Source organism: Chitinophaga niabensis (genome assembly GCF_900129465.1).
Taxonomy (GTDB): domain Bacteria; phylum Bacteroidota; class Bacteroidia; order Chitinophagales; family Chitinophagaceae; genus Chitinophaga; species Chitinophaga niabensis.
The window spans coordinates 2012138-2035802 of record NZ_FSRA01000002.1; the positions used below are offsets into that span (position 1 = coordinate 2012138).

At 46.0% G+C, this 23665-nt stretch carries 21 protein-coding genes; 7 read left to right on the forward strand and 14 right to left on the reverse strand.

From position 1 onward, the window contains the following. The first annotated feature begins 13 nt into the window (after nt 1-13). On the forward strand, nt 14-601 hold the full coding sequence (locus BUR42_RS25490; protein ID WP_074242379.1) for a hypothetical protein: 588 nt from the start codon (nt 14-16) through the stop codon (nt 599-601). Between the two features lie 137 nt (nt 602-738). On the opposite strand, the gene BUR42_RS25495 is transcribed toward BUR42_RS25490, so the two are convergent. The 3 genes from BUR42_RS25495 to BUR42_RS25505 all read right to left on the reverse strand — a co-directional run bounded on the left by BUR42_RS25495 (nt 739) and on the right by BUR42_RS25505 (nt 4524). Continuing rightward, complete coding sequence (locus tag BUR42_RS25495) at nt 739-1944, reverse strand: YncE family protein (protein WP_074242380.1); 1206 nt, start codon at nt 1942-1944, stop codon at nt 739-741. A 321-nt stretch (nt 1945-2265) separates the two neighbouring features. Then, nucleotides 2266-2733 (reverse strand): DUF983 domain-containing protein, encoded by a 468-nt coding sequence (locus BUR42_RS25500; RefSeq protein ID WP_074242381.1) that lies wholly within the window; start codon nt 2731-2733, stop codon nt 2266-2268. 18 nt (nt 2734-2751) lie between these two features. Beyond that, nucleotides 2752-4524 carry an ABC transporter ATP-binding protein gene (locus BUR42_RS25505; protein WP_074242382.1) on the reverse strand — a complete coding sequence of 591 codons (1773 nt, stop codon included), beginning with the start codon at nt 4522-4524 and terminating at the stop codon, nt 2752-2754. Between the two features lie 217 nt (nt 4525-4741). Between BUR42_RS25505 and BUR42_RS25510 the strand changes: the two genes are divergently transcribed. The 3 genes from BUR42_RS25510 (at nt 4742) to BUR42_RS25525 (ending at nt 11069) form a co-directional block, all read left to right on the forward strand. Next, the gene (locus tag BUR42_RS25510) at nt 4742-6880 is read left to right on the forward strand and encodes an elongation factor G (RefSeq protein ID WP_074242383.1); all 2139 of its coding nucleotides are present in this window, start codon (nt 4742-4744) and stop codon (nt 6878-6880) included. An 811-nt stretch (nt 6881-7691) separates the two neighbouring features. After that, complete coding sequence (locus BUR42_RS25520) at nt 7692-9860, forward strand: TonB-dependent receptor (RefSeq protein ID WP_074242385.1); 2169 nt, start codon at nt 7692-7694, stop codon at nt 9858-9860. A gap of 12 nt (nt 9861-9872) precedes the next feature. Continuing rightward, complete coding sequence (locus BUR42_RS25525; RefSeq protein ID WP_074242386.1) at nt 9873-11069, forward strand: MFS transporter; 1197 nt, start codon at nt 9873-9875, stop codon at nt 11067-11069. A gap of 255 nt (nt 11070-11324) precedes the next feature. Here BUR42_RS25525 and BUR42_RS25530 read toward each other — a convergent pair whose 3' ends face one another. Then, complete coding sequence (locus BUR42_RS25530) at nt 11325-12860, reverse strand: YifB family Mg chelatase-like AAA ATPase (protein WP_074242387.1); 1536 nt, start codon at nt 12858-12860, stop codon at nt 11325-11327. Between the two features lie 49 nt (nt 12861-12909). Between BUR42_RS25530 and BUR42_RS25535 the strand changes: the two genes are divergently transcribed. Beyond that, on the forward strand, nt 12910-13212 hold the full coding sequence (locus tag BUR42_RS25535; protein WP_143197575.1) for a hypothetical protein: 303 nt from the start codon (nt 12910-12912) through the stop codon (nt 13210-13212). Between the two features lie 20 nt (nt 13213-13232). Here the strand turns inward: BUR42_RS25535 and BUR42_RS25540 are convergent, their stop codons facing one another. From BUR42_RS25540 to ubiE, 5 genes are all read right to left on the reverse strand, one after another. Continuing rightward, nucleotides 13233-13748 carry a hypothetical protein gene (locus tag BUR42_RS25540; protein ID WP_143197576.1) on the reverse strand — a complete coding sequence of 172 codons (516 nt, stop codon included), beginning with the start codon at nt 13746-13748 and terminating at the stop codon, nt 13233-13235. 9 nt (nt 13749-13757) lie between these two features. After that, entirely contained in the window at nt 13758-15086 is a 1329-nt protein-coding gene (locus tag BUR42_RS25545; protein WP_074242390.1) for a MutS-related protein, read from the reverse strand. Nucleotides 15087-15245: 159 nt separating this feature from the next. Further along, on the reverse strand, nt 15246-16586 hold the full coding sequence (locus tag BUR42_RS25550; protein ID WP_074242391.1) for a dihydroorotase: 1341 nt from the start codon (nt 16584-16586) through the stop codon (nt 15246-15248). A gap of 23 nt (nt 16587-16609) precedes the next feature. Next, on the reverse strand, nt 16610-17314 hold the full coding sequence (gene porT, locus BUR42_RS25555; RefSeq protein WP_074242392.1) for a type IX secretion/gliding motility protein PorT/SprT: 705 nt from the start codon (nt 17312-17314) through the stop codon (nt 16610-16612). Continuing rightward, nucleotides 17287-18030: a bifunctional demethylmenaquinone methyltransferase/2-methoxy-6-polyprenyl-1,4-benzoquinol methylase UbiE gene (ubiE, locus tag BUR42_RS25560; RefSeq protein WP_074242393.1), complete on the reverse strand. Its 744-nt coding sequence runs from the start codon at nt 18028-18030 to the stop codon at nt 17287-17289. Before ubiE ends, porT begins: the two co-directional genes overlap by 28 nt. Nucleotides 18031-18081: 51 nt before the next feature. On the opposite strand from ubiE, the gene yihA reads away from it, so the two are divergent. Beyond that, nucleotides 18082-18690, forward strand: a complete 609-nt coding sequence (yihA, locus tag BUR42_RS25565) for a ribosome biogenesis GTP-binding protein YihA/YsxC (RefSeq protein WP_074242394.1) — start codon at nt 18082-18084, stop codon at nt 18688-18690. A 43-nt stretch (nt 18691-18733) separates the two neighbouring features. Here the strand turns inward: yihA and BUR42_RS25570 are convergent, their stop codons facing one another. Both BUR42_RS25570 and BUR42_RS25575 read right to left on the reverse strand, forming a co-directional pair. Further along, nucleotides 18734-19207 (reverse strand): ribonuclease H-like YkuK family protein, encoded by a 474-nt coding sequence (locus BUR42_RS25570; RefSeq protein ID WP_074242395.1) that lies wholly within the window; start codon nt 19205-19207, stop codon nt 18734-18736. Nucleotides 19208-19372: 165 nt separating this feature from the next. Further along, the gene (locus BUR42_RS25575) at nt 19373-19741 is read right to left on the reverse strand and encodes a CoA-binding protein (RefSeq protein WP_074242396.1); all 369 of its coding nucleotides are present in this window, start codon (nt 19739-19741) and stop codon (nt 19373-19375) included. Nucleotides 19742-19779: 38 nt separating this feature from the next. Between BUR42_RS25575 and BUR42_RS25580 the strand changes: the two genes are divergently transcribed. Beyond that, nucleotides 19780-20682 (forward strand): glycoside hydrolase family 43 protein, encoded by a 903-nt coding sequence (locus BUR42_RS25580; RefSeq protein WP_074242397.1) that lies wholly within the window; start codon nt 19780-19782, stop codon nt 20680-20682. Here the strand turns inward: BUR42_RS25580 and BUR42_RS25585 are convergent. From BUR42_RS25585 to BUR42_RS25595, 3 genes are all read right to left on the reverse strand, one after another. Then, nucleotides 20665-21171 carry a GbsR/MarR family transcriptional regulator gene (locus BUR42_RS25585; RefSeq protein WP_074242398.1) on the reverse strand — a complete coding sequence of 169 codons (507 nt, stop codon included), beginning with the start codon at nt 21169-21171 and terminating at the stop codon, nt 20665-20667. The genes BUR42_RS25580 and BUR42_RS25585 overlap by 18 nt on opposite strands. A 48-nt stretch (nt 21172-21219) precedes the next feature. Further along, nucleotides 21220-21609: a VOC family protein gene (locus tag BUR42_RS25590; protein WP_074242399.1), complete on the reverse strand. Its 390-nt coding sequence runs from the start codon at nt 21607-21609 to the stop codon at nt 21220-21222. A gap of 312 nt (nt 21610-21921) precedes the next feature. Then, entirely contained in the window at nt 21922-23586 is a 1665-nt protein-coding gene (locus BUR42_RS25595) for a pyruvate dehydrogenase complex dihydrolipoamide acetyltransferase (protein ID WP_074242400.1), read from the reverse strand. Nucleotides 23587-23665 lie beyond the last annotated feature (79 nt).

The following is a 23665-nucleotide window of genomic DNA, read 5'->3' on the forward strand; positions in this document are numbered from 1 at the left end:
AACATTCAATAGTATGAAAAAGAATTTCGCCAGACTGTTCCTGTTTGCTGCTTTATTTACACTGGTATTTGCAGCCTGCAAAAAGGAGAAGAATGATACACCTACAGAAAATGCCAATGAAGAGATCACCACACTGAAACTTACTTTCACCAATGCAGCGAATGCAGCAGATGTAGTGACCGCTACCTGGAAAGACCTGGATGGTATTGCCGGTAATCCTCCTGTAATAGACAAGATCAACCTGAAAGTAAACACTACTTACAACGTAACCACAGAACTGTTAGATGAACGCAAGAACCCTGCAGATAATGTAACAGCAGAGATTGAAGAAGAGGGAGATGAGCACAGGGTGTTCCATCTTTTCTATACAACAGCCACTGCTGCTGTGAAAGATTCCCTCAGTACTGTGGCAACTGTAACACCACTGGATAAAGACAGTAAGAACCTGCCCATTGGCCTGAAGATCTCTATGGCTACGAAGGCTGCGGCGTTCACCGGTTTCCTGAATGTTGTGGTGCGTCACCAGCCGGGTGCTAAAGATGGTACTTATGCACCAGGCAGTACAGATGTGTTAACGATATTCCCCGTGGAAATTAAATAAGACAGGCTTAAGACTGATAGATTGGAAAGGAAAGAAGAAAGCCGTCCCTCATTTGCGGGGACGGCTTCTTTGTTTTCCGGGTTTTACAGGTTTAATGATTTGCGGGGACTGCTTTTATGCGCTGAGTTATACCGTGTCTAATCATTTATCACTTCCAATCCTTCCTGATCTCCTACTACTAACACTTTAAACGGCTTGTTCCCTACGGGAATGCTGCTTATTTCTTTCAGATCAGGTAAAGAGAACATTTTCACAGCACCTGCTGCCTGGTCTGTTATATACACGCATTTGCGGGATACTGCGAAGTAAGGCTTCTCAGCAGGTGTAGCGGCAGCAGGTATAACCGCAGTGATCTTACCTTCTTTTTTCAATTGTGCCGTAACGGCGTCAAAAACTTTCAAAGTACCGTCTATGAGTAATACATAGAGGTTTTTACCGTCCGTATCCAGCATGTATTGATGAATATTACTGTTATCATTTTTCAGCACCAGTGTTATCTTTTTTGCAGCGGGATCAATTTTGTACAACCCTAATGCTGCTGTATACCCAAAGAAATGAGGTAAGGCTTTACTGCCTAATACCGTACCTAACCAGGCAGTGCCAAAATCAGCAGGATAAGGGATCAGGGATTGCGTGCCGTTCTGTTGTACCATGAGTATACCATCCGGGCAACCAAAGGCTGCCAGCTTACCATTCCCGGCATCTCCATGTATTCCTTTCGTGGCAATTGTACCTTCATGTAAAGTAGTGCCATAGCGATCGATGATCTTCACTTTTTCAGGAAGTGTACCGCTTACGGAACCATCCTTCTGCGTAACAGCCAGTGTGTGATCATCAAAGATCACCATAGCGCCATGATGTGGTGCAGCTACTGGTAATACACGTCCACTGCCGCCTTCCAGCTCATTGTCTTTAAAAATACTGATGCTGCCGGTGCCATCATTGAAAATAGCATTCAGGCCATCATGTGCATAATAATGCGTGGGTCCTGCTTCCGTGAATTTTTGCACAGCCATTTCTATAAGATGCACATGCAGGTGGCCGGCATGTTTTTCAATACCGGAGTTGAGGAACTCAACCGTATTGGCCGCTCTGCTGATCACTGTGGCAAACTGGCCGGTGCTGGTAGCATACAATGTGGGTTGTGCTGCTTTGATAGGGAACACGGTTGTCTTTTTTGTAAGTGGTTCCAGTATAGTGATCTGTGCTTTGTCTACATCAGATACCACCAGCCGGAGGTAAGCCGCTTCTGCCTGTTCCGGTTTGGGTGCTGGTTTGTCATCTTTCTTACAACTGGCAACAAAAAGGCCCGCCAGTAGAGCCGGGAGAAGGATCTTCTTCATATAGTTTTAGGTTTATTATGCGTGCAACAATGTTGCAAATATAATAAACTGCAACTTTGTTGCAAATGAATATTTTGAATAATTAGAGGTATTACCGTTCATAATTTAAATGGCTTGTAAAGGGGTTCCTGCGTTATTGATTACAAAAAAATGTGGTAAATTATCCCAGTGGAAAAGATATATTTGCCGGTTGTTGATATTCATTCCCGTAGCGGGATCAAGATATTTAAGATAATCTGGCATACTGCTCAGATTTTGGATGAAAAGCAAAAAAGGGCCGTTTTCACGGCCCTTAGCTGATGGAGGGTAAATATCTTAATATTAATGTGAATGCTCTGTCGGGTGAGGACCAGGGCGCTTATTATGCTTGTGATCAACATCCGGCAGGGCCGCCGTATCTTCATCGTAATAAACGAAGAAGTAGAGATAGATCGCGCGGGAGATGCGCATCAGCCAGGGCTGGATCAATACCAGCAGAACGCCGTTAATCCCCAGCCAGTAGAAGATACTATCATCCCACCAGGACATGCCAAAGATCAGGGCATACAGAATAAGTGTAAACACAGAAAAAGCCACACCGAGTGCATAACTCACGTATCCCGTACCAAACCAGAAACCGGTTTCCAGTTCATAATGCTGACCGCATACGGGGCAGTTATCGTACATGTTAAAGATCTTTGAAAGCCGCCAGTGGAAGGGGTTCTTTGTTTTGAACATATCACCTCTCCTGCAATGGGGGCATTTCATTTTTAACAGGCTCAGTATATAACCGGGTCGTTTTTTCGTCATGCCGCAAATTTACACAAATCAGGCGGGTTGTGCCGGTTCGAGTGTTTTTCTTTCCCCGATCTGCTGGCGCCACATGGCGTAATACAATCCTTTCTCTGCCAGCAGATCATGATGCGCGCCGGTTTCCACGATCCTGCCTTTTTCCAGTACATAGATACGGTCTGCATGCATGATAGTAGATAAGCGGTGAGCGATCATCACGGTAATATGTTCCCGGCTGGACGTTACATTCCTTACGGTTTGTGTGATCTCTTCTTCCGTGATAGAATCCAGTGCGGAAGTAGCTTCGTCAAATACCAGCAAACGCGGGTGCCTTAATAAAGCGCGGGCAATGGATAAACGTTGTTTTTCTCCACCGGATATTTTGATACCACCTTCACCGATCACGGTATCTATGCCATTTTCTGCTCTTGCCAGCAGGCTGTAGCAGGCGGCACGTTGCAGGGCACTCATGAGTTCTTCTTCTGTTGCACGCGGATTCACAAAGAGCAGGTTCTCCCGGATAGTGCCGGAGAACAGTTGCGTATCCTGTGTTACAAAACCTATCTGGTGACGGAGTTCTTCTATGTCGATACTGGAAGCATCCAGCCCATTATAAAGGATCCTGCCTTCTCCCGGATGATAGAGGCCTACGAGCAATTTCACCAGCGTGGTTTTACCGCTTCCCGAAGGGCCTACAAAAGCAATGGTTTCACCCAGCTTTACAGAGAAATTGATATCGTCCAGCGCTTTGTTGAGTGCCGTGAGGTGTTTAAAACCAGTATGCTCGAAGGTAAGCTCACGTATATCAGATAATTTCTTTGGGTGGGCAGGTGTGGCTTCTACAGGACTGTTCAGGATCCGTTCAAAATTCCCGAGGGAAACTTCTGCTTCGCGGTAGGCGAGAATGATATTCCCTAACTCCTGCAACGGGCCAAAGAGGAAGAATGAATAAAGCTGTAAGGTGAAGATCTGCCCAACGGTTGCCGTATCGCGGTAAGCCAGGTACAGCAGGATGAAGAGGATGGACGAACGCAGCAGGTTTACAAAAGTACCCTGTACAAAAGAGATACTGCGGATGCTACGCACTTTCTTCAGTTCCAGCAGCAGGATCTTCATGGTGTTGGTATTCAGCCGGCGGATCTCCTGGTGTGTGAGGCCAAGGCTTTTTACCAGTTCAATGTTCCGGAGGGATTCCGTGGTAGCGCCTGCCAGTACAGTTGTTTCTTTCACAATGTTCTTCTGGATACCCTTGATCTTTTTACTGAGGATGTTCATGAGCCAGCCCAGGATCACGGAACCTCCCAGGTACACAAATACGAGGGACCAGTGAACGCTGTAAGCAAAGACCATTACAAACACCACACCTATAAGGGTGGTGAACAGGATATTGATGAACTGGGAAATGAACTTCTCACTGTCTAACCGCACTTTTTGCAGTACAGCAAGGGTTTCCCCGGAGCGTTGGTCTTCAAAGTCCTGGTAGGGAAGGCGCATGGAGTGCTTCAACCCATCCGTATACATCTGTGCACCCAGTTTCTGGGTTACCACACTTACAAAATAGTCCTGGAAAGCCTTGGCGATCCTGGAAACCATGGCTACCCCGATGGAGGCCAGCAACAGTAACAGTACACCTATAAGGTATTCATTCAGGGAACGGCCGCCCGCATGGGGGATATTTGCAAACCTGTCTATGATCTTTCCGAAGATCCAGGGGTCCATCAGGGAGAAGACCTGGTTTACGGTAGCTAACAGTAATGCAAATACTATCAGCCATTTAAAGCCTTTCAGATATTTGAGCAACAATTTCATGGAGGCAAAGTTAGGGTAAAAACCCGCTGCAATAGTGTTTAAACATCGATTTTAAACTGTACTTATCACGGTATTTACATCAAAAAACCGTAATTTAATAGTAGCAGCCGGATGGTAATTTTTCCGCATGTTATGAGCCTTAAAAATTGATACTTCCTTCCCGATCGGCAATACGGACCCAAACCGGTGTACCACTCACACCCTAAACTTCTGCCGTATGAAAATGTATGATGAAAAACACATTAAAAACATTGTGCTCATTGGCGCTGCCAAGAGCGGAAAAACCACGCTGGCTGAGGACATGTTGTTCGAAGCCGGCATTATCAGTAAAAGGGGCACCGTTGAAGAAAGGAACACCGTGTCCGACTACCACGAAGTGGAGCATGAAAGGGGAAACTCTGTATATGCTACCCTGGCGCATACGGAGTGGCGGGATTATAAGATCAATATCATAGACACGCCGGGGTCTGAGGATTTTGTGGGGGAGGTCATTTCTTCCATCCGGGTTTGCGATACGGCGGTTTTGCTGCTGCATGCGTATAACGGGGTGGAAGTTGGAACAGAGCTGATCTGGGATTATATCGACCAGTACAATAAACCTACTATCCTCGCTATCAATCACCTGGACCATGAAAATGCCAACTATACCCAAACCCTGGAACAGGCGCGGGCATTTTTTGGCTCAGCAGTAACGGTGATGCAATACCCCATCAACCAGGGACCGGGATTCAATGCCATCATCGATCTGTTGAAAATGACGATGTACCGTTTTCCGGCTGGTGGCGGTAAACCGGAAAAATTACCTATTCCGCCGGAAGAACAGGAACAGGCGGATAAATTGCATAATGAACTGGTGGAGAAAGCCGCTGAAAATGATGATGCCCTCATGGAACTGTTCTTCGATAAAGGGAGCCTTGATGAAGATGAACTGCGGCAGGGATTGAAAATAGGGATGATGAAACACCAGGTGTTCCCGGTGTTTTGCCTTTGTGCCCGCAGTAATATGGGCAGCGGCCGCATGATGGGCTTCATAGATAATGTAGCCCCTTCCGCCGTGGAAATGCCAGCAGAGCAAACAGAAGAAGGAAAAGAAATTCCCTGCGACCCTGCAGGCCCCACCTGTTTGTTCATTTTCAAAACTTTACTGGAGCCGCATATCGGTAAACTTTCTTTCTTTAAAGTAATGAGCGGAGAACTGAAAGCAGGGCAGGAGCTGTACAACGAAAAAGGCAATGTTTCTGAAAGACTGAACCAGTTATTCATTGCAGATGGAAAGAACCGCCAGCCCGTTGAACGCCTGCGTTCCGGGGATATCGGCTGCACACTTAAACTGAAAAATACCTTTACTAATCATACACTCAACGATAAGAACTTCAACGCGCAGGTAGATCCTATTCACTTCCCCGCTCCCAAAGTGCGGGTGGCCATTGTAGCAAAGAACAAAGGCGATGATGAAAAGCTCAGTGAAGTGCTGGGTGAAATACACATGGAAGATCCTACGCTTGAAATTGAATACAATCGTGAATTGAACCAGGTGATCCTCCACGGCCAGGGCGATCTGCATCTGCTCGTTACCAAATGGCGGCTGGAGAATATCTATAACATGCCGGTTGACTATCTGCCTGCGCGGATCCCCTATCGTGAAACCATTCAGAAACCTGCCATGAGCTCTTACCGGCATAAGAAACAATCCGGTGGTGCAGGGCAGTTTGGAGAAGTGTTTATGAAGATAGAACCTTATTATGAAGGCATGCCGGCATTCAAGGAATACACTGTTCGCGAAACGGAAGAGATTGCATTGAACTGGGGCGGAAAACTGGTATTCAATAATTGTATTGTGGGCGGAGCCATTGATACACGTTTCCTTCCATCTATCCTGAAAGGCGTGATGGAAAAAATGCAGGAGGGGCCGCTTACCGGTTCTTATGTTCGGGATATCCGTGTGAGTGTATATGATGGTAAGATGCATCCGGTAGATAGCAATGATATCTCTTTCAAGATAGCTGGCATGATGGCTTTCCGGGAAGCCTTCCACCAGGCGGCGCCGCAGTTGCTGGAACCGGTGTATGACCTGGAAGCTTCTGCTCCGGGAGCGATGATGGGAGATATTATGAGTGAATTGCAAAGCCACCGCAGCATTATTACCGGCATGGATAGCGGTAATGCCAGCCAGGTGATCAAAGCGCGGACGCCACAGGCTGAGCTGGATAAATTATATGCTTCACTGCGGAATGTTACCCAGGGGAAGGCTAAAGTGAAAGCGGTTTTTGCGGAGTATGCGCCTGTGCCTGCTGATGTGCAGAAGAAGCTGAGTGAGGATTATAAGAAAACGGAGGCGCAGAATGGGCAGCATTGATGGGGTAAAATATTCTTCGGCGGTTATTGATCATTAAACGGTTGAAGGGATTTGGGTTTATCTTGAATGAGACTTCAGATCTGTTGGCGATGATCGAAGAAAATTATGGCGTCTTGTAATGTGATGAATGAAAAAGTGGAAGTAAAGATGATTGACGAAAAAATAAAAGAGATGGAAATATAAAGAACATGCTCTAAATGGCTTTATGCTTGAACGGCTGTCCGCTGACGGCAGATCGTAATTGCACATTGATGAGGCGTTGACAAATTATAAAAACTAATATTTGAACTTATAGCTGCAGCTTATAAGCGATAAGTTCACCTTAAACTCCTCATCTTCTTGTCGGATTTAAAATAAATAACGTAGTTAGGGAATTTTCTATATTTGCAGGAGTATTGATTATGCGTTCTTTTCTGCTAAAAATATTTATACTGGTTGTGAGCTGTTGTTTTTTTACAGCGGCCATTGAAACTGATATAGGGAATTATCATCAAACCTTTTTTGATGACTACGACACTTATATACCGGCAGAGAAGCAGACATTGCAGCAGGTAACAGTAAAGCAGGTATTGCCGCAAAATGCTGAGATACTGTTCATTCCCCCCCTTACCACGCTTAACTTTTCGCCACTATTTAGTAAACATTGTTACTGCAAGTCGATCTACCCCCGACTACCATTAGGAAAACGTAAAATTTTCCTATTTAATTCCTCCTTTTTAATTTGATGTAGCCCACGTTTTACAAACTCCAATTGCAGTGAGATACTTGAAGGTACTCCTGAATATTATTGTATGTCTTCATCAAATTAATTATGAAACGTTTTACGCTCATCGTGTTAATTATATGCTATACCTTTTCATTATTGGCTCAACAGCAAAGTACAGTTACCATTAAAGACGACGAAACAAAAGAGCCGCTGCCAGGTGTTACTGTGCTTATTAAAGGAACTGCTCTTACTTTGATTTCAGATAGCCTTGGTATTGTAAGTTTTGTCAGTATTCCAGCAGGTAAACGTGCCATTATTTTTAGTTATATCGGATATGAGACCAAAGAACAAATCTTCAGCTTTCCGATTGAAAAGCCAATAGAAATATTGCTGGAACCAGCAGAAAGCCACCTGGCGGAAGTTCAGGTGACTGCTACCCGCAGTAGCAGAAGCATCAATGATATTCCCACCCGCATTGAAACCATCACTGCCGGCGAATTACATGAAAAAGCAGTGATGCAGCCGGGTAATATCCGCATGTTGTTAACAGAAAGCACTGGTATTCAAACGCAGCAAACCTCTGCCGTATCCGGCAGTGCCAGTATCCGCATCCAAGGGCTGGATGGCAGATATACATTAATGCTGAAAGATGGGTTTCCCCTTTACGGCGGGTTTTCCGGTGGATTGAGTATTTTACAGATCCCCCCTCTTGACCTAAAACGAGTGGAGGTAATCAAGGGTTCATCCTCCACGCTCTACGGCGGGGGAGCCATTGCCGGACTGGTTAACCTGGTTACCAAAGAACCTATGGTCAAACGGGAATTATCCTTCCTGACTAATGTGAATCAGACCGGGGCACTTGACCTGAATGCTTACTACGGACAGAAATTTAATAAGATAGGCATAACCCTGTTTGCCACCCGTAACTCGCAGGCAGCGTATAATAACAATCACGATGATTTTTCAGATATTCCCCGGTTTACCCGCTATACTCTTAATCCTAAGTTCTTTTATTATCCCAACACTTCCACTACGGTAAGCCTGGGCCTAAATACCAGTTTTGAAAACCGCTTGGGCGGTGATATGCAGGTAATCAAAGGTCATGCAAACAATACCCATAGTTATTTTGAAAGGAACAAAACAGACCGATATGCCACGCAGTTCAAGCTGGAGAAAACGTTTGTGGATAGATCAGTATTGACATTAAAGAATAGCATCGGCTATTTTTCCCGCACCATTGAATTACCCGATTTTGTTTTTGCAGGCAAACAACATGCTTCTTTTTCTGAAGCCAGTTTCCTGCTGCCTAAAGACAAAACTGAATGGGTAGCCGGGTTAAGCCTTGTAACCGATAAATTCCGGCAAACCAGTATTACGCAATACCCGTTGGATTATAAGCTGGTAACCGGCGGCATCTTTGTACAAAGTAACTGGAAGCCTACCGAAAAATTTGTGCTGGAAACAGGCTTGCGTACAGATTACACCAACCAGCATGATGTATTTGTATTGCCGCGCATATCAGCCATGTACAAGTTCAACACGCATTTCACCAGCCGCGTTGGTGGTGGCCTGGGTTATAAAGCACCCAATATTTTTTCGGAGGAAGCAGAAGAGAAGAGTTTCCGCGATATCCAGCCTCTTGTATTGTCTGCAACCAGGCCCGAACGTTCTACTGGGTTTAACGTGGATATTAACTACAAGGGCAGATTTGAAGATGTAGTCAGCATCAGCATCAACCAGTTATTCTTTTATACCCGGCTTAAAAGTCCCTTACTGCTCGATACACTGCCGCTGGCCAATGGTAATTATACCTTTTACAATGCAGACGGGTATTTGAATGCCAGGGGCTTTGAAACAAATATCCGGTTAGGCTATGAAGAATGGTCGTTGTACCTCGGTTACACCTATACCGATGCCCAAAGGGACTTCAAGCATGATGTATCTGTTAATCCACTCACGGCCAAACACCGCATCAACTGTAATGTGATGTATGAGGCGGAAGATAAGTGGCGTATTGCCTATGAACTGTTTTACACCGGACGTCAACAACTTACAAACGGGGAAGGAGTGCGGGATTATTGGGTAATGGGAATATCCGGTGAAAGGAAGTTTAAATATTTCAGTGTGTTCCTGAACTTTGAGAACCTGCTGGATACCCGGCAGTCCCGGTGGGAACCGATGTACACAGGCTCTATTCAGCACCCCGATTTCCGGGAGATCTATACACCGATAGATGGCTTTATCTTTAATGGAGGATTTAGGATTACTTTATAAACCGGTTGTTTCATGAAATATTTGACACGCACCGTCTGGATATTGTCCTTCATTAGCTTGCTGACCGATGTGGCCAGTGAAATGCTGTATCCCATCATGCCCATTTATTTAAAAAGCATTGGTTTTTCCATATTGCTGATTGGCATATTGGAAGGGGTTGCTGAAGCAACAGCAGGTTTAAGCAAAGGGTATTTTGGGAAGCTGTCTGACCATTCCCGCAAACGGGCACCTTTTGTACAGTTAGGCTATGTGCTAAGCGCCGTTTCCAAACCCATGATGGCAGTATTGGTTTACCCGGTATGGATATTCTTTGCCCGAACCATTGATCGGTTGGGCAAAGGCATTCGTACAGGAGCCAGGGATGCTCTGCTGTCTGATGAAGCTTCACCGGCTACCAAAGGCCGGGTATTCGGTTTTCACCGCTCAATGGATACACTCGGAGCTGTGGCCGGGCCTGCACTGGCACTATTATTTCTCTATTTTTATCCCGGGCAGTACAGGACATTATTCCTGGTGGCGTTTGTGCCCGGACTACTGGCTATTGGACTATCCTTTTACCTCAAAGACAGGAAAACAGTAGTAAAGGAAAACAAAACACCGGTTGGCTTCTTTTCATTCCTGCGCTACTGGAAAAGCAGTCCCGCTGTTTATAGAAAAGTAGTTGTAGGGTTATTAGTGTTCACGCTCAGTAACAGTTCAGATGTATTTCTACTGCTGAAAGTAAAACAGGCAGGATTAAGTGATACAGCTACTATTGGAGTGTACATTTTTTACAACTTAGTATATGCTTTAGCCGCCTTCCCATTGGGAATGTTGGCAGACAGGATGGGATTGAAGAAAATATTTGTCAGCGGATTATTGCTGTTTATAATAGTGTACACCGGGATGACAATTACAGGAAGCTGGTATTGGTATGGCTTTTTGTTTTTCCTATATGGGTTGTATGCTGCGGCGACAGAAGGTATATCGAAGGCATGGATAAGCAGTATCACTCACAAAGCAGATACAGCTACTGCCATAGGCACTTACACAGGTTTTCAAAGTGTCTGCACTATGCTCGCAAGCTCCTTTACTGGCTGGATTTGGTTTCAGTTTGGAGCAGGTAACGCATTTTTGATTACTGCGATAATAGCAATATTTGTATTCTTCTATTTTTTGTTGACTATTCCAGAGCCAGTAGTTGACGATGTAAGGTCAACTAATAGCTAACGGTCTTATTTTGTAATATCAAATTGTGCGTTTTACAAATAAATACATTTTTGTTCCCAGCATTCGTGCTTTTATGGGACTTCGTTGCGATGCAGTCCGTTCATTGTTCAGTTTTCTATCCTCACATAACCAGCTTGCAAAAAATAAAAATTATTGCTTTTAACTTAGAATACACAAGGATGCTGAATAGCGATCAGTTGCTGATCACTAAAATAATTCCTTGCCAGCTGTCCTGAACCAGAAAAATTTATTCTATTAACACTGATACTGCCCCCAACTTTCCCTATCCAGCTTTCTGAATTCAATTGCTTCTGCAATTTGGGCTGTATCTATTTCTTCTACTCCTGCAAGGTCTGCTATGGTGCGGCTGACTTTCAGGATACGATTATACGCGCGGGCAGAAAGGTGCAGGTGTTTCATGGCCCTGTCTAAAAGCGTTCGGGCTTTTGGGAGTAATCTGCAATAAAGATGTAATTGCTTGTTATTCATTTGGGCGTTGCAGAAGATAACATAACGTTCATTTTTAAACCGCTGTGCCTGAATGTTGCGTGCTGCAATAACCCGTTCACGTATGACGGCGCTTGCTTCAGTAAGTTTATCATCTTCGATCATAAGCGATGGCGGTACCGGTGTTACTTCAATATGCAGATCAATACGATCCATTAAGGGGCCGGATATTTTGTTGAGATATTTCTGTACTGCACCGGGAGGGCAGCAACAATGTTTAAGTGGGTGATTGAAGTACCCACAGGGGCAAGGATTCATTGACGCCACCAGCATAAAGCTCGAAGGGAAATCAACGGTGAAGTTGATGCGGGAGATGGTTACTTTTCTCTCTTCCATAGGCTGCCTTAATACCTCTAACGCAGTGCTTTTAAATTCCGGTAATTCATCTAAAAAGAGTACGCCGTTTTGTGCTAAGGATATTTCTCCTGGCTGTGGTGTTGAACCTCCTCCTACCAAAGCAACATCGCTGATGGTATGATGTGGGCAACGGAATGGCCTGGTTGTAATTACCTGGCCTGCTTTTCCTACAACGGAATGGATCTTTGTTGTTTCTAATGCTTCCTGTAAAGTGAGTGGTGGAAGGATGGTTGGAAGCCGTTGTGCGATCATTGTTTTGCCTACGCCGGGTGCACCAACCATTAGTATATTATGTCCTCCTGCTGCGGCAATTTCCATTCCGCGCTTTACAAAGTACTGGCCTTTTACTTCTGCGAAGTCTAGGTCAAAAGTTTGTTGGGGAGCGTAATGTATCGGAGGGATAGGATGTAGTTTTTCTTCTCCTTTAAGAAAAGAGATTATTTCATTGATGTGTTGAACAGCATAGACTTCTAAACCATCTACCATAGCCGCTTCTGCTGCATTCTGTGCCGGAAGGATAATGCCTTTGAATCCCTCTTTCTTAGCCTGCAACGCCATGGGCAAAGCGCCACGTATCGGCCTCAGTGTTCCATCCAGCGATAGCTCTCCCATGATCACAAATTGTGTGGTATCATACACAGGCGTAAGTTGTTTGGATGCAGCGAGTATACCCACTGCAATAGGCAGATCATAAGCGGCCCCCACTTTACGGATGTCTGCAGGCGCCATGTTCACGATCGTGCGGAGGCGCGGCATTTTGTAGCCGATATTTTTGATAACAGTTTCAATGCGGTATTCACTTTCCTTTACCGCATTATCTGGCAGGCCCACGAGATAGAACTGTGTACCCTGGCCAACATTCACTTCTATGGTGATGGTAATGGCTTCCACGCCCTGAACGGCGCTGCCGAATATTTTAATTAACATGGGACAAACAATGGTTATCTTTCGAAGATAAAGTATTTTACTATATTTTATGAAAACGACTATCCTTATTAGTGTACTCTTATTGGCAGCTTGTTCCGATAGAACAATCGTTATTAATGATCTGTCAAAACCAGTGGAACGGATGGTAATATCAGAAAGGGAAGACCCTTTTAACTATCGCTTGTTGATCAGGGGAGAAACAGATGGCAGTTATAAAGTAAACAGGATAGATCTTCCCAAAGGTAGCGTGGATACCAGTTTTCTGATAGACTGGTATGCAGACACACTGGTGATTAAATATGAACCAGTCACCGCTAAGCATGGGCACTTAAGGATCAGGTATAATTTTTAATCGGAATTCCAGCTATTTTATCAGTTAACAATTTCAGTATGCACTAACCTGGCTGTTTTCGGCGCCAGCCAGATAATGTTCAGCTTTTGCCTGAATGCGATCAAGGGGTCATCGAAGGTCATTGCCTTCGTGTATATATTTGTTACTTCTTCTATCGTGAAGGTTTTGGTATCCGTGTCTTCAAATCTAAGCAGGACCGGCTGGATAATACAGGTGTTATCCGTTATAGCATTCTCTGAACAGAATTTCTCCCAATATTCGGAAAGTGGCGTAAGGCCGATACGTGCGATGGCTATCCTATGCATTATTTCAGGCTTCAGGGAGTCTGGTGTTCCCTGAGAGAACATGGTTTTTAATACCTTCCCGCCGGGCGATAATAGAATAGCTACAGTATACATATCCACTGCGGAATCCTGGCTGGTAAATATGGGACAGATCATTCCGGACAAGCCATCCGAGAACGCTTTTGGAAGTTTCTGAGCATTTGATCGTATACAGATCATCAGCCCAAAGCAGAGAAAAAATATAATTTTCATTTTGCTAACCTATTTCATATTCGCCAGCAACTCAATCACCTTTTCCCTTTTCAATATCAGATACCCTATCTTTTCTTTCGCAATACCATCTTTCAATTCATAGGTAAAACGCAGATCATCGTCCACCACATCTGACTGGAAGTATTTGAAGATGATCTGGTCTTCTGTCCGCAGCTCTTCCGCAATCTCATACAGGTGTGTGGAGAGAATGAACAAGCATTGGTGATTCTGCAACAGGCCATTGATCACGGCGAGGGAGCAGTTCTTTGCATCTTCCACATTGGTACCTTTGAACATTTCGTCTATCAGGATGAGCCAGTTCTTTTTATCGCTGATCTTGATAATGGTGTTCTTGATCCGTTGCACTTCATTGAAGAAATAACTTTCTCCTTTGAAAATATTGTCCTTCACATCAATGTTGCTGAGGATGCCGTGGAAGAAGGTGAGCTGCATCTGCTCTGCGGGAACGCCCATACCCAGGTGCGCGAGGAACACGGCTATACCTACTGCTTTGATGAAAGTTGTTTTGCCGGCCATGTTTGCACCTGTCAGGAAAATAAAATGACGGTGCGGGTCCATGGCTACGTCATAAGCAACGGGCTGTGGCAGGATGAGGTGGTATAACTTTTTTATTTCGATATGCGGCTTGGGTTCTTCCAGGAATTTAGGGAAGGTGAGATTGAAGTTACGGATAGCTACGGCCATACTGTGATAAGCATCCAGGCGGGTGTAGAGTTCCGTGAGTTCCCACAATACCTTTTTATGCCTGCGGCGGATCAGGCGGTCGTGGCGGAGGATCTCCACGTAGTTTAACCTGCCGTTGTCGCTCAGGGCAACAATATCGTCGAATTCTTTGTGGCTGAGGAGTACGCGGGCCCTTTCCAGGATCAGGCGCAGGGTGGTGGGTGCTGCGGCAGCATCGAAAGTATTGACCAGCATTCTGAAGCCGTTGATGAGGTTCAATAACTGGTCGAAGGAGAATTTGATGAACCCGAAATCAGGCGCGTAAATGGTTTTTGTAATAAAGGCATTGAGGTATAAGGAAACACCGTCTGAACTGGAGATAGGTTCTATTTCTGCATTCAGGTAATTCTCCACTACTACGATGGTGCCGTTGCTGATCATCGGCGGCCAGGCCGTTTCATTGTCCAGCAGGAACTGTAACATCTGCTGGCGGTTATGAATGGCAGTAAGGTCTTTCAGGGGTGTACTGAACAGGGTGCGCAGGTATTCCCGGCCTCCGGATGTGGTGGTGAAATCCATTTTATGGAACAGGGAGTATTCATCTTCCCGGTTAAAGATCGATAGGTCGAGGTAGGTTGTTTTATCCAGCTCCATTCGCAGAATTTTTAGTGAATTTACAGTGAAACATGTTAACGAGGTAGATGCAGGAATGATAAATTTCCATAAAGTATGAAAGGCCGCAACCATGGAGGGCTGCGGCCTTACTGCTGATATTATTTCTACGAAGGAACGCCTGTGGAGGGCGTTGTTTTCTTATGCATTGAACAACAACCGCTGTCCCGGCTGGTTCTCATTGAACTGCCCGTTCTCATAAGCAAGGTGCCCGCTCACGATGGTATGGGTGACAGCCGCAGGGAAGGTATGGCCTTCAAAGGGGCTCCAGCCGCATTTATAGTAGATATTCTCTTTTGTAACGGTAGTGGATTGATTGAGGTCAACGATCACGCAATCTGCATGATATCCTTCACGGATGTAACCTCTTTCTTTGATGCGGAAGCAAATGGCGGGTGCATGGCTCATCTTTTCCACCATCTTTTCGATCGTGAAGCGGCCGGCTTTCACCTGTTCGAGCATCATGAGTAAGCTGTGTTGCACCAGGGGTACGCCGGAAGGGGCTTGCAGGTAGGTTTGCTGTTTTTCGTCCCAGGTATGCGGTGCATGGTCTGTGGCAATGATATCCAGCTTGTTATCCAGCATGCCCTGCCAGAGTGCTTCGCGGTGATGCGGGGCTTTGATGGCAGGGTTGCATTTGATGAGGTTGCCGTATTTCGTATAGTCATCTGCGGTAAACCAGAGATGGTGCACGCATACTTCTGCGGTGATGCGTTTTTCTGCCAGGGGAAGCATATTGCTGAAGAGCTGTAGTTCCTTTTCTGTAGAGATATGCAGGATGTGCAGCCTTGAGTTATGTTTCTGAGCGAACTGGATGGCAACCAGAGAGGATTCGAAACAGGCTTCTTCGTTGCGGATCAGGGGATGATCTGCAGCGGAAAGGCGATCTCCTTTTTCCTGTTTGTATTTCTCCATATTGGCGCGGATGATCTTTTCATCTTCACAGTGTGTGGCAATGAGCAGTTCTGTTTCAGAGAAGATCTTTTCCAGGGTGAGGTAATTATCCACCAGCATGTTGCCGGTAGAGGAACCCATGAATATTTTTATACCGCAAACCCTGTCTTTCTTTGCATTGGCTTTCAGTACTTCTTCTGCATTGTCGTTCGCAACGCCCATGAAAAAAGAGTAGTTGGCCAGCGATCCTTTGGCGGCAATGTTGTATTTATCTTCCAGTAGTTCCTGTGTGAGGGCGGCGGGTTTTGTGTTGGGCATTTCCATGAAGCTGGTGGTGCCGCCTGCTACGGCTGCGCGGGCTTCCGACTGAATAGTAGCCTTTTCGGTGAGGCCTGGTTCGCGGAAGTGTACCTGGTCGTCTATTACGCCGGGCAGCAGGTGTTTTCCTTCTCCGTTGATCTCTTTGCCTTCCACACCACTTATCTGCGGCGCTATCTTCTCAATGCGGCCATTGCGGATCAGTACATCCTGAACCGTTGTGCTGCCTTCATTGACAACTGATATATTTCTGATGATGATATTTTGCATGGGGCAAAGTTATCCAAAACGGATTAGCCCTGCAAATGAATGGAGAACACGATCATGCGTGAGTTCAACTGATCTATTACATTGGAATAGCGCAGGTTTTTATCCAGCACGTGTACATTGTTAAGGCCGTTGCTGATCTTGAATTCGGGGGTGAAGATGAAGCTTTCGAAGTAGAATTCGAATCCTGCGCCGAGTTCAAAACCGTAGGTGGTCTTGTTGATCTTTACGAGGTCTTCCGCGCGGCGGGTGGCTTTATTGGAGGCCAGGTCCTGGTCTATTTTTATGCCGGCTATCGTGTACACGCGCATGTTATTAATGCGGTCTGATTTGAATTTGAGTTGTATGGGAAAGCTTACTACGATGGATTCCACTTTTTTCTCGGTTTCCCGGAGCGGGTAGTTCTCTTTGTAGTATAAGTTCTTATTGGCGAAAAGGAGCTGGGGGTTCACGCGCAGGTCGAAACGATGATTGAGCCTGAGATTGGCCAGCAGGCCGAGGTTGAAGCCAACCGTTTTCAGGGGTTCTGCCACCATAATAGAATCCTGTTTCAGGAACAGGTCTGAATGGGTGAGCCGGAAGTTGGATTGATTGGCGGCTAACGTAATCCCGAAATAATAGGGTTTACGGTCATGTTCCTCCATATTCAAATTCTGTTGTGCTTTGGCCGGCAGGGCACTCAACAAGAGCAGAAAAGCACCCGCTATCGGGTAGCGCAATAAATGGAACATATGCCGAATGTTAGCGTTTTGCATGTAACAGCCTGAAACCCAATTTTCTGTAAAATGTCAATCATCACCTGGCCCTGTGGAAATGCTTTCACAGAACTGGGCAGATATGAGTAAGCTGCTTTATTCCGGGCGATCCATTTCCCGATCGTAGGTGTAATATAACGAAAATAAAAGTTATATAATTGCTTAATAGGTGTTTTAGTAGGGTTTGAGAACTCCAGGATGACCATTTTGCCCCCCGGCTTTAAAACCCGGTACATTTCTGCCAGTCCTTTTTCCAGGTCCTCAAAGTTCCGCACGCCAAAAGCGGCGGTTATGGCATCAAACGTTGTATCGGGGAAACTTATTGTTTCGCTGTCTCCGGCCTGGAGGGTGATCTTATCACTTAAACCGGCTTTGGCAACTTTTTCCCGGCCAAAGGCGAGCATGCCTTCAGAGATATCTATGCCGATCACTTTATCAGGTTGGAGCATGCGTTGTGCCATGATGGCAACGTCTCCGGTGCCGGTGGCTACATCCAGGATCATTTTGGGCTGAAGGGGAACGAGGAGTTTCAGTGCTTTTTTACGCCATCCCACGTCGATCCCCAGGCTCATGAAGTGGTTCATGAAGTCGTACCTCCCGGCAATATCATTGAACATGTGGGCTATCTGCTCCTTCTTGCTTAAATTTGAGCCTTCAAAAGGAACCGTTTTCTGTAGATCTTTGCTCGCCATAGGGCGCAAAGTTAATAGAATTATAGTTGAGGGGCCGCAAATGGAAAAATTATGGTGATCAAATCAGCAGAATACCTTATCAGTAGTCCGGACTGGGAAAAATGTCCGGCGGCGGATAAGCCGGAATATGCATTTATCGGGCGTTCGAATGTGGGGAAGTCCAGCCTGATCAATATGCTGATGAATCAGCAAAAGCTGGCCAAAACTTCCGGCACACCGGGCAAAACGCAGCTGATCAACCATTTCCTGATCAATAAGAGTTGGTATATAGTGGACCTGCCGGGTTATGGTTTTGCGAAAGTTTCGCAGAGCCAGCGCCGGAACTGGGAGCAGATGATAGAGAATTATTTACGCAAGCGCCCTAACCTGGTGAATGTATTTGTGTTGATAGACAGCCGGCATACGCCGCAGAAGCTGGACCTTGATTTTGTGAATCAGTTAGGTAAGTGGGAGATCCCTTTTCAATTGGTATTCACTAAGGCAGATAAAACTACGCAGCTGGAAACCAGCCGGAATGTGAAGGCATTTTTGAACAAGATGCGGGAAACCTGGCAGTTCCTCCCGGCGCATCATGTAACGTCCACCGTCAAAAAAATGGGCCGGGATAATATCCTGGCGTTTATAGATGAGATGAACGCGCGGTTCCAGGGAATCGCATAAAACAGTAAGGCGTAAAAGGCTGGGGCCCTTTTTTACGCGGTGATCAGTTCACGATCTTATTCGCGCAACTGCTGCTGGCAAAGGCCTCCGGTTTGGCTTTGAAGGCAAAGCCCATACCCAGGATATAGCCCATTGCTTCGCGGAGCGCCAGGTTGCTTTTGAACTGTGGATTGGTGTTGATGTCTGCATGTACTTCCATGTCCACATCATACTCCGTAAACAGATCGCAGAGCTCATAAGCGATCTCAATACTTTTCGCTACTTCTACCAGCATCCTTTCTTTGATGGAATAGACATCTTTTGTTCTTTCGTTGTGAATGAACATAAAGCCACCGTGTCCCTCGCGGAGGAATACAATAACTGTAGCAAATTCCGTGTCGGCGCCCTTTACCTGGGAATCGGTACCTATGCATACCTTTAAGCGGTAGGAATTGCCCGTCTCCCGGACAATTGCCTGACGCACCTCCTCCTTGATAGGTAAATGAATAGGATCGCCATTGAACCTTCTCCATTTCATGGGTTGAGAGTTTAGAAAATGAATACTATCCGGAATGCCTGTCTGTTGAGTCCTGGGCCGATATGGGATAACAGGATGTATTATGTATTAACCGAATATACGAAAAATAACTGCAGTGAGGATTAAGGCAGTTTTAAGTTTTGAGGTTTGGGGAAATTGTGTGGATTAGTATTGACCCGTGCTGAGCAATACCAATGTGCAGGCTTCCTGTGCTTTCACGCCATGTTCTGCAGCTAACCTGATCAGTTCCGTATTCTCTGTACCGGGATTGAAGATGATGCGCTTAGGTTGCAGGCTGAAGATGTAATCGTAGTATTCCTGCTGCAAAGTAGGGTTGAGATATAACGTTACCGTATCAACGCCGGTTACGTTCGGATGTTCTGTAACGATGGGGGTATCACCAATCCGGCCAGCCCGTTTTCCGATAGCGATCACAGGATGCCCGTTTGCGCGGAGGCGCGAAACAGCCAGGAAGCTATACCGTTGTGGATTTTCCGAAGCGCCGATCACTACTGTCAGTTTTGGTGTACTCATACTGTAAAAATACGGAATGCTTTTATATATTTAGTGCTATGAAATTCTTACTGCTGCTATTATTGGCCGGTTCTCCGAAGAAGGACAGTATTCCATTGCTGTTGGCGGACCCTACCATCTTCACCTGGAAAGGAACGCATTATGCATTTGGCACCAACGCCAATGATGGTTTTCATGCATTTGTATCGAAAGACCTTGTGCATTGGGCGGATAGCGGTTTGGCATTGACCAAAGGGGCATCCTTTGGGGATAAAGGTTTCTGGGCACCGCAGGTGTTCCACCACCACAATAAATTCTATATGGCTTATACGGCTAACGAAGAGATCGCGATCGCAGAGAGTGATCATCCGGCAGGGCCGTATAAACAGAAAGAACTTCGTTCCATTCCGGCGGACAAAAAACAGATAGATCCTTTTGTTTTTTTCGATGAAGGGAAGATCTATATGTACCATGTGCGGCTGGATAGCGGCAACCGCATTTTTGTAGGTGAGCTGAATAAAGACCTGAGTGGTTTTATTCCTGGTACCCTGAAGAAATGTATGCAGGCAGGAGAGGGATGGGAAAACACGGCGAATGCTCCCTGGCCGGTGATGGAAGGACCTACGGTGATCAAAAAGGATAAGCAGTATTATATGTTCTACTCCTGTAATGATTTCAGGAATATTGATTACGCGGTGGGTGTAGCAGTAAGTAACTCACCGGTGGGGCCATGGAAAAGATATGAAGGCAATCCCATCATCAGCAGAAAGAATACAGGACAAAATGGTTCCGGGCATGGAGATGTGTTGCTTGTTGGTAATAAATGGTATTATGTTTTTCATGTGCATTATAACGAACAGCGTACCGGGCCACGTAAGACTTATATCGTGGAACTAAAGTGGGGTAAAGGTTTCCCGGCAATGATACCTGCTACGCAGCGGGCGTTATTTAATGACCTTTAACAGCGTGCTATAAAACCAGTTCTCTTCCGACTTAATAAATGCATTGAGCGCAGCATCTGTCTGATGGGCGAACTTCTGGATGTTCTGCATGGTTTCACGGAAGGCTTTCACGTGTTTATCTTTAGGATCACCTTCTACTTTATTTAACTGTAGTAATACTTTGAGAACGGGATCGAGTTCCCGTTTCTTTCTTTCGCGTGCAATGGCGGTACCTACTCTCCAGATATCTTTTTCTGCAATGAAGAATTCTTTACGTTCACCGGGTACCAGCACTTTTTCCACGATGCCCCAGTTCATCAATTCACGCACATTCATATTCGCATTCCCGCGGGAGATGTCCAATCCCTCCATGATCTCTTCGGCACTGAGTGGTTCCGGTGCAATGAGAAGCAAGGCATGGATCTGTGCCATGGTACGGTTAACACCCCATTGCGCACCCAATAATCCCCAGGATTGAATGAATTGTGCTTTTGCTTCTGACAACTTCATATCCCAAATCTAAAGTAAGTTTCCGAACTTTCAAAAGTTAGTGAAATGTTAGGAGGGGGAGTGAAGGCCGATGCGGTTGCCTTCGGAGTCTTTGAAAATAGCAATAAAGCCAAGATTTAGTTCTTCGGATACGGGATGTTTTTCTTTTTCAATACATCCGCCGGCAGCAGGAACGCGGGCCAGCACTTCTGCCAGGTCGTTTCCGCAATAGAGATATACCAGGCAACCCCGCTGGCTGGGAATATGATCAGGCCCCTGAACAATGGCACCACCTACTCCGCCGGTTTCAGCATCGTAAGGGAGAAGGCCAAGGCGATCCGATCCGAAATTCATTTCAGTGATTTCAGCGTGAAGGATATGGCTGTAGAAATTCCTCGCTCTGTCGAAATTGCTAACGGGTATCTCAAACCAATTGATGGCATTCTTTGAAAATTGCATTGCGATTCATATTGGGGGACAATATTTAAATTTAATGAAATAAGAGGACAATTTTTGCGATTTTTCGAATTTTTGGGAGATGTAGTGTGCTTTTGAAGCAAGGAATGGTGCGTTTTTGTGCAAATCTTATCTGATATTTTCTTAATAGTTGTATAATCCTTGCTTTATCCTTGCTTCATCCTTGTGCAAACCTGCTCCAGATAAGGAGATGAAGCAACAATGAAGCAAGGAAGAAGCCAGGATAAAGCATATACAGCATAAAAAAAGGCTGCCTCCGTAAAAGAGGCAGCCTTTTAAAATTATAATGATGGTTTACACCAGCATGGTAACAGGATTTTCCATCAAAGTTTTGAAGGTTACGAGGAAACGTGCTCCCACAGCTCCATCAACGGTGCGGTGGTCACAGCTCATGGTCACTTTCATTACATTGGTGGCTTTGAACTGGCCATTTTCCACGATCACGGTTTCCTTGATAGCACCTACCGCAAGGATAGCAGAATCAGGAGGGTTGATGATGGCGGTGAAATGTTCGATACCCATCATACCCAGGTTGGACACGGTGAAAGTGTTGCCGGAGTAATCATTGGGTTGCAGTTTCTTATTCTTAGCCTTATCGTTCAGTACTTTAGTTTCAGCGGCGATCTGGGAGAAGCTCTTCTGATCAGCGAAGCGGATCACAGGAACGATCAGCCCTTCTTCCACGGCAACGGCAGAACCGATGTGGATGTGGTGGTTATGGCGGATGGTGTCGCCTAACCAGCTGCTGTTTACATCAGGGTGTTGACGTAAAGCCATGGCAGCGGCTTTGATGACCATATCGTTGAACGATACTTTCACCGGGGATATTTTGTTGATGGCTTCGCGGGACTTCATCGCCTCGTCCATGTTGATTTCCATGGTGAGGTAGAAATGCGGGGCCTGGAACTTGCTTTCTGCGAGGCGGCGGGCAATAGCCTTCCGCATTTGTGATACTGGGGTATCTGTATGGCTTTCCTGGCCAACAGGAGCAAAGGCAGCAACCTGGGCCGGGGCAGCAGCGGCAGTGCTGGAAGGCGCTGCGGCAGGGGCCGTTTTAGATGGAACGAAACTGTCCACATCTTTCTTGATGATCCGTCCGCCATCTCCGGAACCGGTTACCTGGCGGATGTCTATCCCTTTATCTTCTGCCAGCTTTTTAGCGAGCGGAGAGGCTTTTACGCGGCCATCGGTACTGCCGTTTGAAGCAGCAGGGGCTTCTGCCTGGGCAGGAGCTGTTGTTGCGGCAGCGGTTTCAGCAGGAGCAGCAGCTTTTGGAGCAGCGCCGCCTGATTTTTCAGCATTCAGGATGGGAGATATATCAGTTCCTTTTTTTCCTACGATAGCGATGATACCATTCACTTTGGCCACTTGTCCTTCCGGAACGCCAATGTGCAGCAGGGTACCGTCTGCATAGCCGATCACTTCCATGGTAGCCTTATCGGTTTCCACTTCTGCGAGCACATCGTCGCTTTTTACGGTATCGCCTTCTTTTTTGTTCCAGGCAACGATCTTACCTTCTGTCATGGTATCGCTGAGCAGTGGCATCCGGATCACGGTAGCATTTTTCAATGCGGCTTCTACGGCTCCGTTGTCTACTGCGGCGGGTGCTGCTTCTGCTTTGGGAGCAGGTGCAGGTGCTGCGGCATCTGCCTTGGGAGCATCTGCTTTAGGAGCAGCGGCTGCAGGAGCGTCTCCACCCAGCAGGGGTTTGTAATCTTCACCGGGTTTGCCTACAATGGCGATGATGCCATTTACTTTGGCGGCCTGCCCTTTCTCTACACCAATATATAATAATGTGCCATCAGCGTAAGCCATCACTTCCATGGTAGCCTTATCGGTTTCCACTTCTGCGATCACATCGTCTGACTTTACGGTATCTCCTACCTTCTTATGCCATTCCGCAATCACCCCTTCTGTCATCGTATCACTTAAAAGGGGCATTCTGATAACTTCTGCCATAGTCTTTCTTCGAAATTTTGCCCAAACCTACAAGTTTTTGCGCAGAAACGCAAAGCCTGTAAGCACAGGGAGTTTAAAA